16 protein-coding genes are annotated in these 20,685 nt (G+C 72.4%); 8 read left to right on the forward strand and 8 right to left on the reverse strand.

Annotation, left to right across the window (positions count from 1 at the left end; all coding sequences use genetic code 11):
* Positions 1-31: 31 nt before the first annotated feature.
* Entirely contained in the window at positions 32-3,652 is a 3,621-nt protein-coding gene (locus IT293_08655; GenBank protein MCC6764718.1) for a hypothetical protein, read from the reverse strand.
* Positions 3,653-3,815: 163 nt separating this feature from the next.
* Between IT293_08655 and IT293_08660 the strand changes: the two genes are divergently transcribed.
* From IT293_08660 to IT293_08670, 3 genes are all read left to right on the forward strand, one after another.
* Positions 3,816-4,820 carry a sensor domain-containing diguanylate cyclase gene (locus IT293_08660; protein ID MCC6764719.1) on the forward strand — a complete coding sequence of 335 codons (1,005 nt, stop codon included), beginning with the start codon at positions 3,816-3,818 and terminating at the stop codon, positions 4,818-4,820.
* Positions 4,821-4,873: 53 nt separating this feature from the next.
* Complete coding sequence (locus IT293_08665; protein ID MCC6764720.1) at positions 4,874-5,926, forward strand: prenyltransferase; 1,053 nt, start codon at positions 4,874-4,876, stop codon at positions 5,924-5,926.
* A gap of 342 nt (positions 5,927-6,268) precedes the next feature.
* Positions 6,269-7,636 (forward strand): DUF445 domain-containing protein, encoded by a 1,368-nt coding sequence (locus IT293_08670; protein MCC6764721.1) that lies wholly within the window; start codon positions 6,269-6,271, stop codon positions 7,634-7,636.
* 39 nt (positions 7,637-7,675) lie between these two features.
* Here IT293_08670 and yfbR read toward each other — a convergent pair whose 3' ends face one another.
* From yfbR to IT293_08690, 4 genes are all read right to left on the reverse strand, one after another.
* Positions 7,676-8,257, reverse strand: a complete 582-nt coding sequence (yfbR, locus tag IT293_08675) for a 5'-deoxynucleotidase (protein MCC6764722.1) — start codon at positions 8,255-8,257, stop codon at positions 7,676-7,678.
* Between the two features lie 88 nt (positions 8,258-8,345).
* Positions 8,346-9,311: a hypothetical protein gene (locus IT293_08680; protein ID MCC6764723.1), complete on the reverse strand. Its 966-nt coding sequence runs from the start codon at positions 9,309-9,311 to the stop codon at positions 8,346-8,348.
* 102 nt (positions 9,312-9,413) lie between these two features.
* Complete coding sequence (locus IT293_08685; GenBank protein ID MCC6764724.1) at positions 9,414-9,800, reverse strand: hypothetical protein; 387 nt, start codon at positions 9,798-9,800, stop codon at positions 9,414-9,416.
* Positions 9,797-10,975, reverse strand: a complete 1,179-nt coding sequence (locus tag IT293_08690) for an FIST C-terminal domain-containing protein (GenBank protein ID MCC6764725.1) — start codon at positions 10,973-10,975, stop codon at positions 9,797-9,799. The genes IT293_08685 and IT293_08690 overlap by 4 nt, the downstream gene beginning before the upstream one ends.
* Positions 10,976-11,057: 82 nt before the next feature.
* On the opposite strand from IT293_08690, the gene IT293_08695 reads away from it, so the two are divergent.
* Both IT293_08695 and IT293_08700 read left to right on the forward strand, forming a co-directional pair.
* Positions 11,058-11,951, forward strand: coding sequence for an alpha/beta hydrolase (locus tag IT293_08695; GenBank protein ID MCC6764726.1), 894 nt, complete (start codon positions 11,058-11,060; stop codon positions 11,949-11,951).
* Between the two features lie 2 nt (positions 11,952-11,953).
* Positions 11,954-12,976, forward strand: a complete 1,023-nt coding sequence (locus IT293_08700; GenBank protein MCC6764727.1) for a WYL domain-containing protein — start codon at positions 11,954-11,956, stop codon at positions 12,974-12,976.
* Positions 12,977-13,010: 34 nt separating this feature from the next.
* Here the strand turns inward: IT293_08700 and IT293_08705 are convergent, their stop codons facing one another.
* Both IT293_08705 and IT293_08710 read right to left on the reverse strand, forming a co-directional pair.
* Positions 13,011-13,427, reverse strand: a complete 417-nt coding sequence (locus IT293_08705) for a type II toxin-antitoxin system VapC family toxin (protein MCC6764728.1) — start codon at positions 13,425-13,427, stop codon at positions 13,011-13,013.
* Positions 13,424-13,684: a type II toxin-antitoxin system prevent-host-death family antitoxin gene (locus IT293_08710; protein ID MCC6764729.1), complete on the reverse strand. Its 261-nt coding sequence runs from the start codon at positions 13,682-13,684 to the stop codon at positions 13,424-13,426. Before IT293_08710 ends, IT293_08705 begins: the two co-directional genes overlap by 4 nt.
* 413 nt (positions 13,685-14,097) lie before the next feature.
* Here IT293_08710 and IT293_08715 point away from each other — a divergent pair, with 413 nt between their 5' ends.
* Both IT293_08715 and IT293_08720 read left to right on the forward strand, forming a co-directional pair.
* Positions 14,098-15,150, forward strand: a complete 1,053-nt coding sequence (locus IT293_08715; protein MCC6764730.1) for a class I fructose-bisphosphate aldolase — start codon at positions 14,098-14,100, stop codon at positions 15,148-15,150.
* Between the two features lie 208 nt (positions 15,151-15,358).
* Positions 15,359-17,275: an ATP-dependent DNA helicase RecQ gene (locus IT293_08720; GenBank protein MCC6764731.1), complete on the forward strand. Its 1,917-nt coding sequence runs from the start codon at positions 15,359-15,361 to the stop codon at positions 17,273-17,275.
* A gap of 108 nt (positions 17,276-17,383) precedes the next feature.
* Here the strand turns inward: IT293_08720 and IT293_08725 are convergent, their stop codons facing one another.
* The gene (locus IT293_08725; GenBank protein ID MCC6764732.1) at positions 17,384-17,923 is read right to left on the reverse strand and encodes a hypothetical protein; all 540 of its coding nucleotides are present in this window, start codon (positions 17,921-17,923) and stop codon (positions 17,384-17,386) included.
* A gap of 105 nt (positions 17,924-18,028) precedes the next feature.
* Here IT293_08725 and mprF point away from each other — a divergent pair, with 105 nt between their 5' ends.
* Positions 18,029-20,656 carry a bifunctional lysylphosphatidylglycerol flippase/synthetase MprF gene (gene mprF / locus IT293_08730; GenBank protein ID MCC6764733.1) on the forward strand — a complete coding sequence of 876 codons (2,628 nt, stop codon included), beginning with the start codon at positions 18,029-18,031 and terminating at the stop codon, positions 20,654-20,656.
* Positions 20,657-20,685 lie beyond the last annotated feature (29 nt).

A 20,685-nucleotide genomic window follows, 5' to 3' on the forward strand; every position in this document is an offset into this window, starting at 1 on the left:
CCGCCGCGTCGCGCGCCGCGCCCCCGCCGATCTACTTGCAGGTCAGCTTCGACGCCCCCGCCGCGCACGACGGCGCCGACGGCGGGACGAGGAAGCGCGCCTCGCCGCACTGGTCGGTCCCCGGCATGGCGCCCGGCGGGTTGCCCGTGTCGTTGAGCTCGATCGCCACCGTGATCGGCGACTGACCGGGCGCGAGCGGATAGCTGCCGCGGTCGCCGGAGATCGAGAACGTGACGAGGCCCGGAACCTTGGCCGTCTTGTCCGTCACCACCACCTTCTTGATGCCGTTCTGCGACGGCGGCGCGGAGACCTTGTCCTGGTAGGTGAACTTGTTCGGCGGCGACCCGGACACCTTCCAGCCGACGGGATTCGCGGCGGTGTAGATCCCTGCGGGCACGTGCTGGTCGACGACGAGCGCGCCGGTCGGCCCGAGCACGCGGACGTGGAGGCCGCGCGCCTGGGGCGCGATCGGCGAGCCGCCGGTCGGGATGGTGACGGCGCCCGAGATCTTCACCTTCTGGAGCCCCGGAGCCTGGTCGAGCTTGGTGAACACGACCTTCGGCTTGATCCAGTCGCCGGCCGTACCGAGGCGCGAGCACGGATCGCCGCCGCCGATCGCGGGCGGGCGCGCGAGCGCGCCGATGCAGTAGCCGTCGTCGTCGCTGTCGTTGTCGGCGTCCGCAGGACAGCGGTCCTGCGCCGTGCAGAGCCCGTCGCCGTCCGGATCGACGAGTCGGCAGAGCGTCGTGCAGCACTCGTCGGTGCCGTTCGCGGCGCCGGCGTCGCACTCCTCGCCGCTGTTCTGGATGCCGTTGCCACAGGCTTCGAGCCGGCACAGCTGATCGCAGCCGTCGCCCGGAACGACGCCGCCGTCGTCACACTGCTCGCCCGGGTCGCGGAAGCCGTCGCCGCAGGTCGGCGGGGCGTCGCGCGTCGAGGGCACGCAGAGGAGCGTCGCCTTCTGCGCCTGCAGCGTTTCGTCCGCGAACTCGTTCGCCGCCTGGAGCGTGCGCTTCTCGAAGGCCGTCTGCCCGGACGCCTGCCGGATCTTGTAGCAATGGATCTGCGCCGCCGGACTGATCGCCGGAACGCCGTCGACGTCGGTCGTGTTGCAGACGCTCTCGGGCTGCAGCACCGTGGAGAGCTTCTCCTCGAAGACATCCTGCAGGTGCATGTCCGCCGCGACGAGCTTCGGCGCGCCCGACGGCGTCTTCGCCGTGTAGCACTTGAAGCGATCGAGCCCCGGCGCGGCGGGGATGCCGCCGCTCCCGGCCGGCACGCAGAGGCGCTTCGCCTTCTTCAACGTGAGTTGCTGACCGTTGCCGAGCTCGTTGTCGACCGTCTCCGTGCTCGAGGCGAAGCGCGCTTGGCCGGGCGCGTCCTTGATCTGGTAGCACTGGAGGTGGGCGTCGGGATTCTGGATGCCCTGCCCGTCCTTGTCGACCGCGTTGCAGAACTCGGTCGTCTTGATGACGCGGGTGACCTTGGTCTCGACGCCGTCGACGAGCGTGACGCTGCGCTCGACGAATGCGGTCGCGCCGGAGGCTTTGCCGGCCTTGTAGCACTTGTAGTGATCCACGACGGCCGAGGCCGGCGTCGGCGTCGCGGTCGGCGTGACGGATGGCGTCGGGGTGACCGTCGCCGTGCGGGTCGGTGTGGGCGTACGGGTCGCGGTCGCGGTGGCGAGCGGGGTCGGCGTCGCGGTGGCGAACGGGGTCGGGGTCTCCGCCGTACTCGTCGGCAGGACGGGCGTCGCCGTCCGCGTGCCGAGCGGGGTCGCCGTGCGGCTCGGGGTCGGCGTCCGGGTCGGGCTCAGCGTCGGCGTCGCGGTCACCGTCGGGCAGAGGAACTGCGAGCAGGTCGCGTTGCAGCACGCGCCGTCGGCGGCCGCGCCCATGTCGCACGTCTCCCCGAACTGGCGGACGCCGTCGCCGCACACGGGGCAGTTCGGGAACGGCCCGTTCGCGAGGGGATTGTCGATGCGCGCCGGATTGAAGACGACGCCGGCGCCGATCACCGGGTTCACGCCGGGGAGATGCGTGGTCGTGACCGTGCCTCCCGGCGGCGCGACGTACTGCGAGCCGCCGCCGAGCTGCATCGCCCGCCGCGAGACGAGCTCGATGTCGGACCCGCCCGGCAGGCTCGTGACCGGGTTCACGCCGCCAGTGCCGTCGATCTTGACACTCGCCGCGACGCTCACGCCGCACCCCACGAGCGAGATGCTCTGTCCGCTGGCGTGCCCGGTTCCGCTCGTGGCGACGATGTTCTTCTGCACGGACAGGTTTCCGCTCCCGCCCTCGTCGCTCGCGAGCCCGGCCGCGACCTCGACGAAGCCGCCTTCGCCGTCGGCGCTCGTGCCGCGCGTCGTGACCACGCCGTTCACCGTCGCCGCGCGCCCCGCCGCCATGAGGACGTCGCCGCCGGCGTCGGTGCCGCTGTTGTCGAGCGCCGCGGTGAAGAACAGGTCCCGGCCGGCGCTGATGTCGAAGCTGCCGCCGTCGCCGCCGATGCCGCCGCTGTTCATCGAGATGGTGCCGCCGATCTCGAGGTCGCCGTCGAGCGGTCCGAGGACGTTCGGGTTGATGTCGCCGCTGTCGATCGTGATCGCGCCGCCGGAGCCGTCGAAGTTGGTCGCGGCGTCGACCCGCACGACCATGCCGGCGCCGAAGAACCGGATGCGGCCGGCGGCGAGGACGTCGAGCTCGCCGCCGTCGCCGCCGAACGTGTCGGTCGCGCTGCCGCGCATCAGCAGCGACGCGCCGTTCACGTCGATGCCGCCGCCGAGCACGCTGCCGCCGAGGAAGTCCTCGCCGGCATCGAGGGCGATGTAGCCGCCGAAGCCGCCGCCGACCGTGCTGTCGGCGTAGACGCCGCCGTTCACGATCGAGATGTCGTCGCCAACGGTGGCGCTGAACTCGCCGCCGTCGCCGCCGCCGCCGTTCACGTTGATCGGCCGGGTGACGATCAGGCTGCCGCCCGCCGTGAAATCGCAGACGCCGCCGGTCCCGGCGTTCTGGGCGGAAAGGTTGATGTCGCCGCCGATGGTGATGCTGCCGGCCTGGGCGGCGACGTCGAGCTCGCCGCCGTCGGTGAAGCGATCCCCGAGGTCCGCGAAACTGCTCATGCCGGGCCCGTCGAGCACCGCCCCGGGCTGCAGGACGACGTTCTGCGCCGCCACCAGGCGGATCGTGCCGGCCGAGTCGCCGGCCACGTCGATGTTGCCGTCGATGTCGATCGAGCCCGAGCTCGTGAGCGACACGACGCCGCCGGCGATGATGTAGCCGTTCGGCTTCACGAAGTCGCCGCGCGCCTTCAGCTTGCCGGTCGACGTGAGCGTGATGTGGCCCGCGTTGATCACCCGGATGAAGCCGAGCCCCGTCATCTGGAAGGTCTTCTCGATGCTGAGGGCGCGGCCGCCGAGGTCGAACTCGCACCCGCCGGCCGTGACGTCGATCGCCGTGGTCATCCGCACCAGCGTGGCGGAGCAGACGCCGGTCCCGCAGAACACGTCGGCGGTGTTGGCGAGCGCGTCGGGACCGCACGTCTTCACGACGGCGAACGCGCGGGTCGGCGCGGCGAAGACCGCGGCCGCGACGGCGGCGAGCAGCAACAGCGCGGGGCTCCCGAACGATCGGGGCTCGTGGGGATTCACGACATACACTCCTTCCCGAAAACGCGAAGACTGCGATGCAGGGCGGCCAGAGCGCGGATTATGCGGGCATGGCGAATGCCGGGTCAAATAGAAATCTGCGGCGGCCTCGGCGGCTTGAGCGGTCGGAGCGGCGCGCGTATGAGCGGTAGCGCGAGCCGGGACCGTGGGAAGCGCACCGAAGCCAGATTTTCGCATCGTTCTCCGGGCCGCCAGCCTCCTGAACTCGTCGCTCGACGTCGGCGTCGTCCTGCGCGAGCTCCTCGACGGCCTCGACCGCCTCCTCTGCCCGACCCATTGGTCGCTCCTCCTCCGCGACGAGGCGACGGGCGAGCTCGTATTCACGCTCGTCCGCGGCGAGGCTCAACCCCAGCTCCTCACGCGCCGCCTCGCGCCGGACGAAGGCATCGCGGGCTGGGTCGCCACCCAGGACGAGGCGCTCCTGATCCCCGACGTCGCCCACGACCCGCGCTTCTCCGCCCGCATGGACACGCTCTCGGGCTTCCGCACCCGCTCCGTCGTGGCGGTGCCGCTCAGGGCGCGGGCCCGCTGCATCGGCGTCCTCGAGATCGTGAATGCGCTGCACGAGCGGGTCTTCGACGCCACCGATCTCGAGATCCTGCAGAGCTACGCCGACTTCGCGGCGATCGCCATCCACAACGCCCGCACCCACGAGGCGATCGTGGAGTTCGCCAAGAACGACCCCCTGACGGGCCTGCGGAACTCCCAGTACTTCATTCGCGCCATCGAGGAGGCCATCGCGCGCGGCGAGCGCTTCGCGATCGTGTTCTTCGACATGGATCGCTTCAAGCGGCTGGTCGACACGCACGGCCACGTGCGGGGCAGCGCCGCCCTCGCGGAGGTGGGCCGGTGGCTCGGCGGCGAGCTCGCGCCCGGCGAGGTCGGCTGCCGCTTCGGCGGCGACGAGTTCGCCCTCCTCTTCGCCGGCGCCGACCGCGCCGCGGCCGACGCCCGCTGCCGCGATCTCGCGGCTCGGCTCCAAGCCCGCACGTTCCTCGCCGACGAGGGCATCCACGCGACGCTCGGCGCATCCTTCGGCGCGGCGGCGTTCCCGGTCGACGGCGACACGCCGGCCGCCCTCCTCCACCTGGCCGACGCGCGCATGTACGTCTCGAAGCGCGCCCGGCAGATGGCACGCGGCGCCGACTGACGCACGCGCCGCCGCGCTTGACCCATGACGGTGAGCCGCTAGAACCGCCGCGCATGGGCCCACCCATCGGCGTCGCCGGCCCGCGCTCGTCCGGGAACGTCCCCGCGTCCCCGAGCGTGCTCCTCGACACCTGGCGCCAGATCGTCCTCAGCGGCAACCTGCCGCGCGGGCGGCCCATGGACGCCGTCTCGCGCTGGCTCCTCATCACCCGCGCCTGCGTGTTCTCGATGACCATCACGTCGGCGCTGATCGGCGGCCTGCTCGCCGCCGCAAAAGCGCCCGCAACGCACTGGGGATGGTTCGCGCTCGCCGCCGTCGGGCTCGTGGTCGCGCACGCGACCAACAACATGATCAACGACTACTTCGACACGATCGGCGGCGTCGACACGGAGAGCTACACCCGCACGCTCTACGCGCCCCACCCGCTCTTCTCGAACCTGATCTCGCGCGAGGGGCTGATCGCGGCGATCCTCGCCTGCAACCTGGTCGACCTCGCGATCGGCCTCTATTTGATGCGGGCGCTCGGATGGCCGGTGGCCGCGTTCGCGCTCGCGGGGCTGTTCGTCAGCGTCTTCTACGTCGCGCCGCCGCTCGCGCTGAAGCGCCACGGGCTCGGGGAGCCCGGCGTGTTCGTCGTCTGGGGGCCGCTCATGATCGGCGGCTCCTACTACGTGACGTCCGGGACGCTGCCGGGATGGATCTGGCTCGCGTCGACGCCCTACGCGCTCGTGGTCACGACGGTCCTGATCGGCAAGCACATCGACAAGTACGAGCAGGACGGGAGGCGCGGCATCCGCACGCTGCCGGTGATCCTCGGCCGCGAGGCGTCGCTACGGCTGAACCAGATCCTGATGATCGCGTTCTACGCGATCATCGCGCTGCTCGTGGTCCGCGGCACGCTCGGCGCCGGCGTGCTCCTCGTCGGGTTCGCGATCCCGCGCCTCCGCATGGTGCTGCGGGCGTACAGCGAGCCGCCGCCCCCGGGGCCGCCGCCGGGATACCGCCTCTGGCCGCTCTGGTACGTGTCGCTCGCCTTCTACCACAACCGCCTCGCGGGCGGCCTCTTCGTGCTCGGACTCGTGGCGAACCTGATCTTCGGGCTGTGACCGCGTGTGCCGCGATGCGCCGGCTCGGCGGCCTGCCGCTCGGCGCGCCCGGCGCCGCCCCGGCGTGGCCGCCGCGAGCCGTCTTCGTTCGGTGTCGGCGGTGGGCAGGTCCGGGACGCCTCCTACGGTCGCCGGGGTCCAGCCACCCAGCGCGTACGGCCCGCCGCAGCCTCCCCATCTTGCGCACGACGCGCGGCGCGGCTCCCCGGAGCCATCCCGGACCTGCCCACCGCCGAGTGCGTCGCAGCACGGAGCGGGTGACGGGCGTGGACTTGCCGCGCCCCATCTGCGATCGGCCTCCCATCGCTGGCCGACGCGCGAGCGGTCGCGTAGCTTCGCCCCATGGACCTCCGGCACGGCGAGCGGCCCGGGCACCCCGACACCCCGGCGTCGGCGGCAGCCGGGATCGTCCCCGCCGGCCCGGCGCGCGCCCTCCCGCCCGCGCGTCGCAGCTACGTCGGCGCCGTGTCGCTGTGCGTCGCGGTCATCGGCGCCCTCGCGTCGCGGATCGCGCTCGCGCACGACGCCGCCGAGACGCTCCCGTGGCTTCCGATCCTCGCCGCCGGCTTCGACGCGGCGATGGTGGGCGGCATCGCCGACTGGTTCGCCGTCACCGCCCTCTTCCGCCATCCGCTCGGCATCCCGATCCCGCACACCGCGCTCATCGTCGAGCGCCGCGACAAGCTCGTCGACGGCATCGTCGCGACGGTCCAGGACGAGTGGCTGTCTCCGGAGGTGATCGGCGCCAAGCTCGCCGCGTTCGCGCCGAGCGCGGTCGTGCGCGACTGGCTCCGCGACCCCGAGCACGTCGGCCGCCTCGGCGGTCCGGTACGCGACGTGCTGCGCGGCGCCGCGCGCCTCCTCACCGAACCCGAGGTCACGGCCTTCGCCGAGCGCACGATCCGGCGCGAGCTCGGCGGGCTGCCGGTCGAAGCGGTCGGGCGCTTCCTCGCGATCGCCGACGCGAGCGCGAGCGCGCGGGCCGCCTTCACGAGCGCCGCGCTCTCGATCGCGAACCTCGCCGACCGCCCCCGCACGGCGGAGGACCTGCGCTTCTGGCTCGACCGCTCCGCCGCGACGCTCCGCGCCGGCGGCAAGCGGCTCGTACCCATGCTGCTGCGCCGGCGCCTCGTGCAGCGGAAGCTCGTGGAGGCGATCTGCAGCTACGCCTCCGCCGAGCTGCGCGCCGCGGCGGCCGACGACGCCCATCCCCTGCGCCGCACGGTCTTCGGCGCGATCCGCGGCTTCGGCGAGCGCATCGTCGCGGGCGACGAGCGGGCCCTCGCGCAAGCGGACGCGCTCCGGCGGGCATTGGTCGAGTCGTTGGACGCCGACCCGCTCGTCCGGAGCGCGCTCGCCGAGCTGCGGCGCCAGCTCGAGGAGGACCTCACGAACGACGCGAGCGCCCTCTCCGACCTCGTCGACCGGCGCTTGCGAACCACGATCGTCGACTGGCTCGACGATCCCGAGCGACGCGCCTGGTTCGACGGCTGGGTGCGCACGATGAGCCAGGATCTCCTGCGCCGGCACCATCACCAGATCGGCCGCACGGTCCGCGACTACCTCGACAAGCTGAAGGACGCGGAGCTCGTCGAGCGCATCGAGGCGCGGGTCGGCGCCGATCTCCAGTACATCCGCCTGAACGGCGCCGTCATCGGCGGCCTGGTCGGCGTGTTGCTCGCCGTGCTGCATGCCCTCTTCGGCCATTGAGACCGCCGGAGGATCGTCCCGCGGGTTCGGCGGGCAATCCTACTGGTTCAACTCGTCGAGGGTCATCGAGAAGCTCGGCGCGAACGTGTCGAGGAAGTAGCGCACCTCGGGCGCGACGAGCGCGCGGACGTCGCGCTCGAGCACCTGCGCGGCCTTCCGGAAGTCGTCGTTGCCGGCGCGGATCTCCTCGAGGCACTTGAGGTACGCCGTGAGCTTGTCGGCGGCCTTCACGAGCGCCCACTCGGCGGCGTCGGCCTCGGCGGGAAAGAGCAGCGCCGTGAAGCTCGGCGCGAGCTCGGCGGGAAGCATGCTCTTCAGCCGCTCGTTGGCGACCTTTTCGATCACGCCATGCGCGGCGCGGATTTCGGGATTGAAGTGCTTGATCGGCGCCACGACGTCGCCGGTGATGACCTCGGCCGCGTCGTGGTAGAGCGCGAGCGTCGCCGCCCGCTCCGGCCGCACGCTGCCGCCGAAGCGCGTGTTGCGGATGACGGCGAGCGCGTGTGCCAGCATGGCGACCTGGAGGCTGTGCTCCTGCAGACTCTCCACGTGGGTGTTCCGCATGAGGCCCCACCGCTTCACGAAGCGCATGCGGGCGAGATAGGCGAAGAAGTGGCTCATGCGTGGCTCCTCCTCGATCGCACGAGGCTAACCACAGCGCCCCGATGCGCGCCAGGCGCGCGACAGCGGCTGCCGCCGCCTCGCGGCCCTACCCGCTCCGCGCGTGGGCGCGGAAGAACTCGAGGATGCGCGCCGTCGCGTCGGCCGGCCAGGTGTGCCCCTGCGCGCCGGTGCAGACCACCACGTCGGCGGCGCAGCCCGCCGCGGCGCGACATCCGACGGCGGCCGTATCGCCCGCGTCCTCGGCGCAGCCGTTCGCGCGCCGCCACCACGCGGCCGCGCCGGTCGTGAGCCGCAGCGGCACCACCCGGTCGGCCGCGCCGTGGAAGAAGAGCATCGGCACCGGCGCGGGCGGCGCGCAGCCGTCGAGCGGACGGGCTCCCGCGACCGGCGCCGCCGCGGCGATCCGCCCGCCGAGCGTGCACGCCAGCAGGTTCGCGAAGAAGCCGCCGTTCGAGAATCCGGTCGCGTAGACGCGTCGCCGGTCGACGCAGCGCTCGGCTTCGAGCGCGTCGAGGAGCGCCGCCACGAAGGCGGTGTCGCGCGTGTCGCCAGGCGCAAGGTCCCAACCGCGACCGACGCCGTCGAGGAGGCGGACGTCGTCGCGGCCGTCGGCGTGCACCGCGATGTAGTCGCCGCGCGCGACCCCGGCGACGAAGCCGTCGCCCGCGCGGAGGCCGGCCGCGGAATGGCGGAAGCCGTGGAAGGCGAGAAGCACGGCGCGCGGCTGGTCCGCCGGTCCCTCCGCGGCGTCGACGAGGTAGCGGCGCTCTTCGCCGTCGACCGTGACCAGGCGCTCGACGCCGACGAGCGCCGCGGCCGCCCCGGCCCGGCACCCGACCGAAAGCTCCGCCGCGGCGCTCGCCGAAGGCGCGCGGCCATGAGCTCCGGGCGTCGTCGACGACCGGCACCCCGCGACGACCGGGACCGCCAGCACGAGCACCGACACACCGAGCAGACGGACCCACGCGAGCCACGGCGCGTCCGCGAAGCGCTCGGCCGCGAGGGCGTGGGCGCGCGGGTCGTCGCCGACGGTCGATCCGAGGAGTGTCACGCGCGGAGCGTGCTCCAGCTCGGCGGCAATTTCAACGAACGCCGCGCGCGCCCGCGCGAGCCGTACCGCCCCGACGAGTACGCGCCCGCGCGCGGCCGAGCCTCAGCCGTGCTCGAGGGCCCCCGGCCAGGCCGCGATCCCCTCGACGACGTTGTAGACGTCGGACCGGCCCCGCCACACCAGGTAGGCGGTCGCGTCGAGGGAGCGGATGCCGTGCTCACAGTGGACGACGAGCGGACCGGCGAGCCCGAGCACCTCGTCGACCCGCGCGACGAGCTCGTGCAGCGGCACGAGCCGGGCGCCCGGCAGACGGTGCGAGCGGAACTCGCCCTCCGTCCGCACATCGACGATGGAGCACGCGCGCCCCGCGGCGAGCCACGCTGCGAGCTCCGCGCAACGGAGCGGCCGCACCTCGGCGGCGCAGGCGCCGAGCTCGCCCGCGGTCGGGAGCGCTTCCGGGTCGCGGGTCGGCCGATCGCGGGGGATCACGCCCGGCTCCGAAAGACGCCGAACGCGCTCGTGTACCCGTGCAGGAACGTCCGCCCGTGCACCGGCCCGATCTCGCCGTTGCAGAAGAACCCGCCGAGCGGCACCCGTCCGAGATGGCGCTGAAAGGTCCGCGTGTCGTGGTCCGGCGTCCCGTAGAGCTGCGCGCCCCGCCCGAGACACGAGAAGATCAGCGCACCCGTCGGGCGGCCGTGCGGACGCTCGCCGTAGCGCGCCAGCACCGCGTCGAGGTCATGGGCCGACGTCGCCGCGTCGCGCAAGTGGAACTGCACGACCATCCCGGTCCTGAGCGCCGCGCCGACCGCGATCGCCCCCGACTTGCCGTCGATACCGAGGAGGTTCCGGATGAGGAAGTCGCCCTGGCGGTACGCCTCCTGCTCCTGCATCACGACCCCGAGGAAGAGCGAGTTCGCGAAGAGCTGCCGATCGCGCGGATCCGCCTCGGCGACGAGTTGCTGCAGCACCGCCAGCGCGGGCTTGCCGTCGAGCGCGTGGAGCACGTTCTGATCGGCGCGGGTCACGAACATCGGCTCGCCTATCGGCCGGCAGCCCTGCGCGACCACCGTGTCGAGCTCGAGGTTACCCATGAGCGCGACGCCCACCGCGCCCGACCGGTGGACCGCGTCGCCGAGAAAGAGCGCGTTCGCTCCCGGCTCGCGGCCGCCGCTCGCGAGGCCGCCGATCTTCGGGCTCGCCGGATACGCGGCGTCGAGACCCGCCACCAGCGTCTCCGCATCGAAGGTGAAGGGATCCGGCAGCAGCACGAAGGCGGGACGGCGGGCCGCCGCGACACCGATGGCGCGCTCCCACGCCTCGGGCGCCGCCGTCCGCGATGGCTGCTCGTCGCTCTCGAGATGGAAGGGCCACACCTCCACCCCCGGAAGCACCGCAGCCGTGAGCGACACACCCGCCTGGCGCTCGACCTCGCGCCCGCCGCCGATCACGCTCCCCGCCGAGCACCCGAGCGCGAAGCGCGGCGCCAGCGTCGCGCGCACGAGCGCCGGCAGCCGCTCGTACTCGCGTTGATGGTGCTCGGACACGAACGCGGCCACGAGATCGGCGGTCGCGCCGGCGAGGTCGGCCGCGATCGCCTCCGCGGCTTCGCGCACCGCGGCGTCGAGCGGCGTCGCCGTCGAGACCGCGGAGATCCAGCGCATGCGAGATCCCTAAGCAGAATACGCGCGAGCCGCAAGCGCGGGCGGGCTTGAGAGTCGCGAGCCGACGGCGTATGCGCCGACCATGCGGAGCGACGTCACGTTTGCGAGCGAGGGCACCACGTGCCGAGGCTGGCTCTACCTCCCTGACCATCGCGCCCCCGGCGCTCGCGCACCGGCGATCGTGATGGCGCACGGCTTCGCCGGCGTGAAGGAGATGCGCCTCGACCGCTTCGCCGAGGCGTTCGCGGCGGCCGGGCTCGCGAGCGTCGTCTTCGACTATCGCGGACTCGGCACGAGCGACGGCGAGCCGCGCCAGGACCTCGACCCGTACGCCCAGGTGCGCGACTACCGGAACGCGATCAGCTTCGCGCGCACGCGCCCCGAGATCGACCCCGGACGCATCGGCGTCTGGGGCTCGAGCTACAGCGGCGGCCACGCGCTCACGGTCGGCGCCTGGGACCGGCGCGTGCGCGCGGTCGTCGCGCAGGTGCCGCTCATCGACGCGTGGGAGTTCGTGACCCGCGGCCTCGGCCCCGCGATGCGGGACGCGCTCGTCGCCCAGCAGATCGAGGAGCGCGAGCGCGTCTACGCGGGCGGCGCGCCCGCGATGGTGCCGGTCGTCGGCGCGCCCGACGCGGCGCTCGGGACGCCCGACGCCGCCGCGTGGTTCCAGAAGGTCGCCGCCGAGGCGCCGTCGTTCCGGAACGAGGTCACGATGCGCTCGTGGGAGCGTATCCTCGAGTACTCGCCGCTGCGCTGGATCGATCGCATCGCGCCGACCCCGGTCGCCATCATCGCCGCCGAGCAGGATGCCCTCTGTCCGATCGCGCTCGCGCGCGAGGCGTTCGCGCGCGCCGGCGAGCCGAAGCGGCTCGTCGTGCTGCCCGTCGGCCACTTCGATCCGTACGAGCCGCCGTGCTTCGCCGACGCCGCCGGCGCCGCGGTCGAGTGGTTCACGGCGCATCTCGGTCGCTGACGATGGCGAAGGCGCGATCGCGTCTCCCCACCTACGGCGCCGCCGGCCGCCTCGCCCGCATCGTGCTGGGACTGATGTCCCGGCCGCACGGCTGGCCGCTCGCGGCGATCACCGCGGAGCTCGGGATCTCCGAGCGCACGCTGCTGCGCTACCTCGCCGTCTGCCGGAACGAGCTCGTCGACGCCCACGGACGCCCGATGATCGAGGTGGTCGGCCAGGGCACCGAGCGCTGCTTGAAGCTCGTCGAGCACGGACCCGCCCCCGACGTCGGCGTCTTCGAGGCGGTCTTCTTCTACTTCACCCAGACGGTGCTCACCTTCCTCGAGGGCACCGTGCTCAAGGACGGCGTCGCCGGGCTCTGGGAGCGCCTGCACCGCGGCCTTCCCGCGAGCCAGCGCACCCGCCTCGTGAACCTCGGCAAGAAGTTCTACGCAGTGCCATTCGCGGCGAAGGACTACCGCGGCCACGACGAGCAGCTCGACCTCGTCGTGCGCTGCCTCATCGACCAGCACCGCATGCGAGTCGACTACCAGGGGCTCGTCGGCGAGGGGAAGGTGCACGACTTCGACCCCTACACGCTCGTGCACTACCGGGGCGGTCTCTACCTGATCGGCTACAGCCACCGGTACCGCAAGAACATCTGGCTCGCGATCGAGCGCATCCGGACCGTGGCGAAGCTGCCCTACCGCTTCGACTACCCGGCCGGCTACAGTCCCGAGAAGTACACCGAGGGCATGTTCGGCATCATCGAGGGGCCGGAAACGACGGTCGAGCTGCTGTTGCGAGGCAAGGAGACGGCCGCCTTCCTCATGTCGCGCCGGCTGCACCCGACCCAGCGCTTCACCACGCGCTCCGACGGCACGACGCTCCTCACCATGAAGGTGCGCGGCACGACGGAGCTCTCGAGCTGGATACTCTCGCAGGCGCCGTGGGTCGAGGTGATGAAGCCGGCGACGCTGCGCGACGAGGTGGCGCGCCGGCTCCGCGAGGGCGCCAAGCTCTACGGCCGCGCGCGCGAGAGCTGAGCGCCCGGACACGGATTGGAATCGGCCGCACGGATCAGACTCCGACGCACTCGAACCCGAGAGCGCGTGCAGCTCGCGCTTGTTGCGGATCGTGGGTTGCGAAGACGAGCTCGGCGTCGTGGCGCTCGCGCCACAAGAGTGCGCTCGCCAGGTGCAGCGCGTCGAGCGTCTTCACGGGTGTCGCCATCGGGAGCGCGGCGCGCCCGAGAACGAGACGCGTCACCCGAATGCAGTCGATGGTCCGCACGATCCGCCCGAGCGCGCGGTGGAACGCGCCGACCTGGTCGTCGTCGAGCGCTCCCTCGAGGCGCAATCGGTCGAGCACCCGCCGCGCCTCGACGCTGAGTAGCTCGCTCGCGCACGCCGTCTCCCACTCGGCCCATGACGACAGGCGCCCGGGCTGGCCGAGCACGACACGCAGCACCGTGCTCGTATCGAGGTAGACGGTCATCGCGCGTCACGGTCCTCACGCAGGAGCTTTACGACGTCGACCGGCGCTTTCGGACGCACCGCTCGAAGCCGCGCGAGATCGCCGACCGGCAGCGACGCCGGTTGCACCTGGAACCCGTCGCTCTCGTCTGCTTCGTAGGGCACGAGGCGCGCGATCGGCGTCCTGCGGTCACACACGACGACCGACCGACCCTGGCGCACCTCCGCGAGGTACGCGCTCAGGTGCGTCTTGAGCTCGGATACGTTGGCCTTTTTCATGGTCTTATCATGACCAGAAATGGTCCCGACGAGCAACCTCCTCGATCTGGCTCGCCGATCGCCGCGAACCGCTCCGCTTCGAAGCGCCGCGCTTGCGCCCGCATGCACCGCCCGCGCGCCTCGAGCGGCGTCCGGCGCAAATCGCGGTTCCGAGCCTTCGCAAACGGCACATCGCGCCGCGCCTGGACCGCATGCGGGGGCTAGCGGGCCGACGCCGACAGTGCTACAGGACCTCAGCGTGACCGGTGTCGTGCCGTACGCTCCGCGCGTACGACGTGACGACCGCCGCCTCGGGCGTGGTGTGATGTAACCCCCAGCGCCGCGGTGAGAACGACTGTACCGAACGAACCTGGCCGCAGGCGTGCGACGCGCTGCCGGACGGGCGGACACCTCGAACGACGGAGGACGAACGGATGCTCGGGAAGATCCAAGAGCTGCTCGGTAGCAACGCCGATTCCTTGCTACGTCATAGCTGCACGACCATTTCGAAGGACCTGCTGCACGCGCCCGGACCCGACTTCCTCGAGCGAGTCTGGATCGATTCCGATCGCAAGCCGCCCGTCCTCCGCAATCTGCAGACGATGTTCGGCCACGGGCGGCTCGCCGGCACCGGCTATCTTTCGATCCTCCCGGTGGACCAAGGGATCGAGCACTCCGGCGGCGCGAGCTTCGCGCCGAACCCGATCTACTTCGATCCGAAGAGCATCGTGGAGCTCGCCATCGAAGGCGGCTGCAACGCGGTCGCCAGCACGCTCGGCGTGCTCGGCGCGGTCGCGAAGCGCTACGCGCACCGCGTCCCGTTCATCCTGAAGTTCAACCACAGCGAGCTCATCACGTACCCGAACAAGTTCGACCAGATCCTCTTCGCGAGCATGCAGCAGGCGTTCGACATGGGCTGCGTCGGCGTCGGCGCGACGATCTACTTCGGCTCGGACGGCGGCAGCCGCCAGCTGCAGGAGGTCGCGCGCGCCTTCGAGCGCGCCCACGAGCTCGGCATGTTCACCGTGCTCTGGTGCTACCTCCGCAACAACGCCTTCAAGACCAAGGAGGCCGACTACCACGAGTCGGCCGATCTCACCGGCCAGGCGAACCACATCGGCACGACGATCCAGGCCGACATCATCAAGCAGAAGCTTCCGACCAACAACGGCGGCTACACGGCGCTGAACTTCGGGAAGACGCACGACAAGGTCTACTCGCAGCTCACGAGCGCCCACCCGATCGATCTCTGCCGCTATCAGGTCGCGAACTGCTACATGGGCCGCAGCGGCCTCATCAACTCGGGCGGCGCGTCCGGGAAGAACGACCTCGCCGACGCGGCCTTCACCGCCGTCGTCAACAAGCGCGCCGGCGGCACCGGGCTCATCTCGGGCCGCAAGGCCTTCCAGAAGCCCATGAAGCAGGGCGTGGAGATCCTGAACACGATTCAGGACGTCTACCTCTGCAAGGAGATCGGCCTCGCCTAGGTACCGCCGACGAACCGGACGCCGATCAGGCGACCCCGAGGGAACGCCCGTCGCCGGAACGTCCGACGGTGCGCCGGAGGCGTCCGCCTCCGAGAGCTCCGCGGCCGCGCCGTCCCCGGAGCCGGCGGCCGCCGCCTTCACGACCGGCGCGGCGCTCCCGAGCGGCGGCGCGCCGATCGACGACGCGCCGGCCGCGCTCGACGCCGCCGTGCGCCCCGAGGGCGGACAACGGCCGCCCGGACCCCGCCGCCGTCGTCGCCGCGGCGGCCGCCGCACGTGCCCGAACGTCGGCGCGGGTAGCAACGGCGAGTCGCCGCCGGTCGAGACCACTGCGGGGCTCGACGCCGTCCAGGCGGCAGAGCAGCCGGCGCCCGAGGGCGCGCCGCAGAACGGCCCACAACCGGGGAGCGGCCGCCGGCGCCGCCGCCGGCGCAAGCGCCGCGGGCACGGCGCCGGCCAGCCGGGCTACGGTGCGCCGTCGAGCGCGGTCGAGGCGGCCGCGCGGCGGCTCGGGCTCCATCGCCTCTACCCCGAGCAGCAACGCATCGTCGCCGAAGCGTCGGCGGGCCGCGACGTGCTGGTGGTGCTGCCGACCGGTTACGGCAAGTCGGCCTGCTACCAGATCCCGTCGATGACGCTGGCGAAGCCCGTCGTGCTCTGCTCGCCGCTGCTGGCGCTCCTCGAGGACCAGCACACCAAGCTCCAGAAGCTCGACGTCCCGGTCATCCGCCTCGACGGCACGATCCGCGGCAGGGCGCGTAAGGCCGCCTTCGAGCGCCTCGAGGCCGGCGGTCCGATCCTCCTCATGACGACGCCCGAGACGCTCGGTTCACCCGAGCTCCTCGCGTCGCTCGGGAAGACCGGCATCGGGCTCGCCGCCGTCGACGAGGCGCACTGCATCTCGGAGTGGGGCCACGACTTCCGCCCGGCGTATCTCCGGATCGGCGAGCACCTGCGGGCGCTCGGTCGGCCGCCGATCATGGCGCTCACCGCGACCGCCACCGAAAAGGTGCGCGAGGACATCAGCCGCTTCCTCGGCCTCGACGATCCCGTGGTCGTGTCGAGCTCGCCACACCGTTCGAACCTGGCCTTCCAGGTGCTCGAATGCCAAGGCGACATGCGCTCACGCGCCCTCATCCGCTTCGTCCGCCGCCTGCACCGGCCGGGCATCGTCTACTGCACGACCACGCGCGAGGTCGACAGCGTCTACCTCGTGATGCGCCAGCTCGACATCCCGGCGCACCGCTACCACGGCAAGATGACCGCCGCGGAGCGCGTGCACGAGCAGGAGATGTACATGAAGTCGGGGCGGCGCACCGTGATGGTCGCGACGAGCGCCTTCGGCCTCGGCATCGACAAGCCCGACATCCGCTACATCATCCACTACCAGGCGCCGGCCTCGCTCGAGCAATACGTGCAGGAGGCCGGGCGCGCCGGCCGCGACGGTCGCCGCTCCGATTGCATCCTGCTCTACGACCCGTCGGACCGCGCGATCCACGAGCTCCTTCTCGGCAAGAGCCGCGTCCGCCCGGATCAGCTCTACAAGATCGGCGAGGCGCTCGCGGCGTGGGGCGGCGAGAACCGCACGCCGACGCTGGAGGCGCTGTCGATGTCGGCGGGCCTCGGTCCGCGCATCGCGCAGGCCCTCCTCGCGATCCTCGAGGAAGCCGAGCTCGTCCGTATGAGCGACGGCACGATCGAGGTGCTGCGACCGGAGACGATCGAGGAGGAGTCCCGCCACCTCGCCGGGCAGTTCGCCACCCTGCGCACACAGGACGGGAGGCGCCTCGACTCCGTCGCCGAGTACGTCCACGCGCCGGGCTGCCGCGCCGTCACCCTGCGCCGCTATTTCGGCGAATCGAACGAGCGTCCCTGCGGCCTCTGCGACGCGTGCCGCGGCGTGGCGAAGCGCCCGGCGAGCTTCTACGAGCCGGTCGTGCGCCCGCCGCGGCGCCGGCGCCGCGAGCGCGAGCGGATGGCGCGGCGCGAGCGCGGCCGGAACCGGCGCCGACGGAAGAACGTCGCGGCGCCGACGGCGGTCGCGGCGCCCCCCGTGCCCGCGCACGAGACGGTGGCAGAGCCGGCCCCGATGCTGCCCCCGCCGCTGCCGCCGATCGACCTGTAGTCCGCGCCGGTCGCGCCTGGCCTGCGCCGGTCGCGCACGACCGAGGGTCCTCGGTGACGCGATGGCGGGGCAGTCGTTTCGCTCCCGCCCCTCCGATCCCCATTCGGCTCAGAGCCGTACGAAGGTGTGCCGGCGGTGGGCTCGCGTCACCAGCCCCAGGCCGACGGCGTCGCCGATGATCTCCACGGCCAGGATGGCGTCGGGGTCGGTGAAGGAGACTTCGGGTGTTTCGCCGCGCGCCTCCAGGGCCTCCACCAGGGCGCCGCCGAGGAGGCGCTCGAGGTGGTCGGACCGGAGGATGCGGCGGTGGCCGCGGCGCTCGACACGAACGTGGAACGAGCGACCGACGAGCGCGTCGACGAACGGCGCGACCTCGGCGACGAGCTGCACGTCGACGTCGCCCGCGAGCGCGAGCGTCCGCTCGACGGGCACCACGCGCGCGAGCACCTCGGCCGCGAGGATCGCATCCCCCTCGATCCGCTCCGCGAGCGCGGCAAGGCACGCGTCGACGTCGCCGGTGCGCCCGACGAGCACCTCGGCGTACCCGGCGCGCCGGAGCTGCACGATCGGACGCACCGCCCGCACGAGATCGTGGCGCCGGCCGCCGTGCGCGGTGACGACGAGGTTCCAATCGAGGCGCGCGAACACACCGCTCCATAACCGATGCCGAGCGGGAATGCTCGCGCCGTGCCGCCGGCACCGGCGTCGGCGCGCGCCTTGACGATCCCGAGGCGAGCGGCCATGGGAGCGGACATGCCGTCTTCCGAGGTCGACGCCGACGCATCGTCCGCCTCGGGGGCGCGCCTGCGTGAACGGCTCGAACCCTATCGCCCCTGGCTCGGCTCCGCCTTCGGCATCGCCCTCTTCGGCGCGGCGCTCTGGGTTCTCCATCACGAGCTCCGCGCCTACTCGTACACCGAGGTGATCGCGGCCCTGCGCGGCCTGCCGCGATCGCGGCTCGCCCTCGGCCTCGCCTGCACCGCCGCGAGCTATCTGCTGCTCACCGGCTACGACGCGCTCGCGTGCCGGTATCTCGCGCACGCGCTTCGCTACCGGCAGATCGCGCTCGCGTCGTTCGTCGGCTACGCGTTCAGCCACAACGTCGGCGCGTCGTTCCTCGGCGGCGGCGCGATCCGCTACCGCCTGTACTCGAGCTGGGGCCTCCAGGCCGGCGAGATCGCGACGATCGTCGCCTTCAACGGCATCACGTTCTGGCTCGGATTTCTCCTGCTGACCGGCGGCGCGCTCCTCTTCGAGCCGGCGGCGGCGCTCTCGGCGCACACCTTCCCGGCCGGTACCGAGCCCGCGATCGGCGTCGTCTGCCTCGGCATCGTCGCGGCCTACGTCGGGTGGAGCGCGCTGCGCCGCACGCCGCTCCGCATCCGCGCCTTCGAACTCCGCATCCCGCCGCTCGATCTCACCTTCGTGCAGCTCACGCTCTCGACCCTCGACTGGGCGCTCGCCGCGAGCGTGCTCTACGTGGTGCTGCCGCCGTCCCCGACGCTCGGATTCCCCGCGTTCCTCGCGGCGTTCCTGCTCGCCCAGGTCGCGGGGCTCGCGAGCCATCTCCCGGCGGGGCTCGGCGTCTTCGAGACCGTGATCCTGGTCGGGCTCGCGCCGTACCTCCCGGGTCCGGCGGTCCTCGGATCGCTCGTCGCGTACCGCGTGATCTACTACCTCGTGCCGCTGCTCGCCGCCGGCGCCCTGCTCGGGGCGCACGAGCTCTGGCGGCGTACGGTGGTCCGGCGCGTCGGCGGCCTCTTCGGCCGCATCGTTCCCGAGATCGTGCCGCAGGCGCTCGCCGTGACGACGTTCCTCGGCGGCGGCGTCCTCCTCGCCTCGGGAGCCACGCCGGCGATCCACGGCCGCCTCGGCTGGCTACAGACCTTCCTGCCGCTCCCCGTCCTCGAGACGTCGCACTTCTTCGGCAGCCTGACCGGCGTCGGCCTCCTCCTGCTCGCGCGCGGCCTGCAGCACCGCCTCGACGCCGCCTACCTCGGCACGGTCGCGCTCCTCGCGGTGGGCATCGTGTTCTCGCTGCTCAAGGGCTTCGACTACGAGGAAGCGATCATCCTGACCGTGATGCTCGCGGCGCTCCTGCCGTGCCGCAAGCACTTCTATCGCCGCGCGTCGCTCCTCGACGAGTCGTTCACGGCGGGTTGGAGCCTCGCGATCGCCCTGGTCGTCCTCGGCTCGCTCTGGCTCCTGCTGCTCTCCCACCGCCACGTCGACTACTCGAGCCAGCTGTGGTGGCAGTTCGAGTTCGGCGGCAACGCGCCGCGCGCGCTGCGCGCGACGACGGCTGCGTCGGTGGTGCTGATGGCGACCGGGCTCGCCCGCCTCCTCCGCCCGGCGCCGCCGCGGTCACCGACGCCCTCCCCCGCCGACCTCGACCGCGCCGCGGCGGTGACCGCGGCGGCGCCCCGCACGTACGCGCACCTGGCGCTCCTCGGCGACAAGACCCTCCTCTTCCGCGACGACGCCCACGGCAGCCCGCGCGCCTTCATCATGTACGGCGTCGCAGGACGCAGCTGGGTGGCGTTCGGCGACCCCGTCGGACCGCCCGAGGACGCCCGCGAACTCGCGTGGCGCTTCCGCGAGCTCAGCGACGCGCACGTCGGCTGGACGGTCTTCTACGAAGTCGGCCCGGAGAACCTGCCGCTCTACCTCGACCTCGGCCTGAGCCTCCTGAAGCTCGGCGAGGAGGCGCGCGTGCCGCTCACGACGTTCGGACTCGAAGGCAGCGCGCGGAAGAGTCTGCGCCAGACCCATCGCCGCGTCGAGAAGGAGGCCGTGACGTTCGCGCTCCTCCCGGCCGAAGAGGTCCCGGCTCTACTCCCCGACCTGCGGCGCGTCTCCGACGCCTGGCTCGCCGAGAAGAGCACGCGGGAAAAGGGCTTCTCGCTCGGTTTCTTCTCGCCGGACTACCTCCGCCGTGGCCCGGTCGCCGTCGCGCGCCGCGGCGAGCGGCTCGTGGCGTTCGCCAACGTCCTCCTCGGCGGCGGTCGCGAGGAGATCTCGGTCGACCTCATGCGCTACGAGCCCGCGACGGCCCCGCCGGGGGTGATGGACTACCTCTTCCTCGAGCTCATGCTGTGGGGCCGGGACGCCGGCTACCGCTGGTTTGGCCTCGGCATGGCGCCCTTCTCGGGCTTCGACGTGCGCACGCTCGCGCCGCTCTGGAGCCGCGCCGGCGCGTTCCTCTTCCGACAGGGCGAGCACTTCTACAACTTCCAGGGTGTCCGCAAGTACAAGGACAAGTTCGATCCGGTATGGGAGCCGCGCTACCTCGCGTCGCCCGGCGGGCTCGCGCTGCCGCGCATCCTGACGAACGTCGCGGCTCTCGTCTCGGGCGGCCTCACCGGCGTGATGCGCAAGTGAGCAGCCCCCCGCCGCTCTCACGTCGGAAA

The organism is Deltaproteobacteria bacterium, from assembly GCA_020848745.1.
Lineage (GTDB): Bacteria > Desulfobacterota > Binatia > UTPRO1 > UTPRO1 > UTPRO1.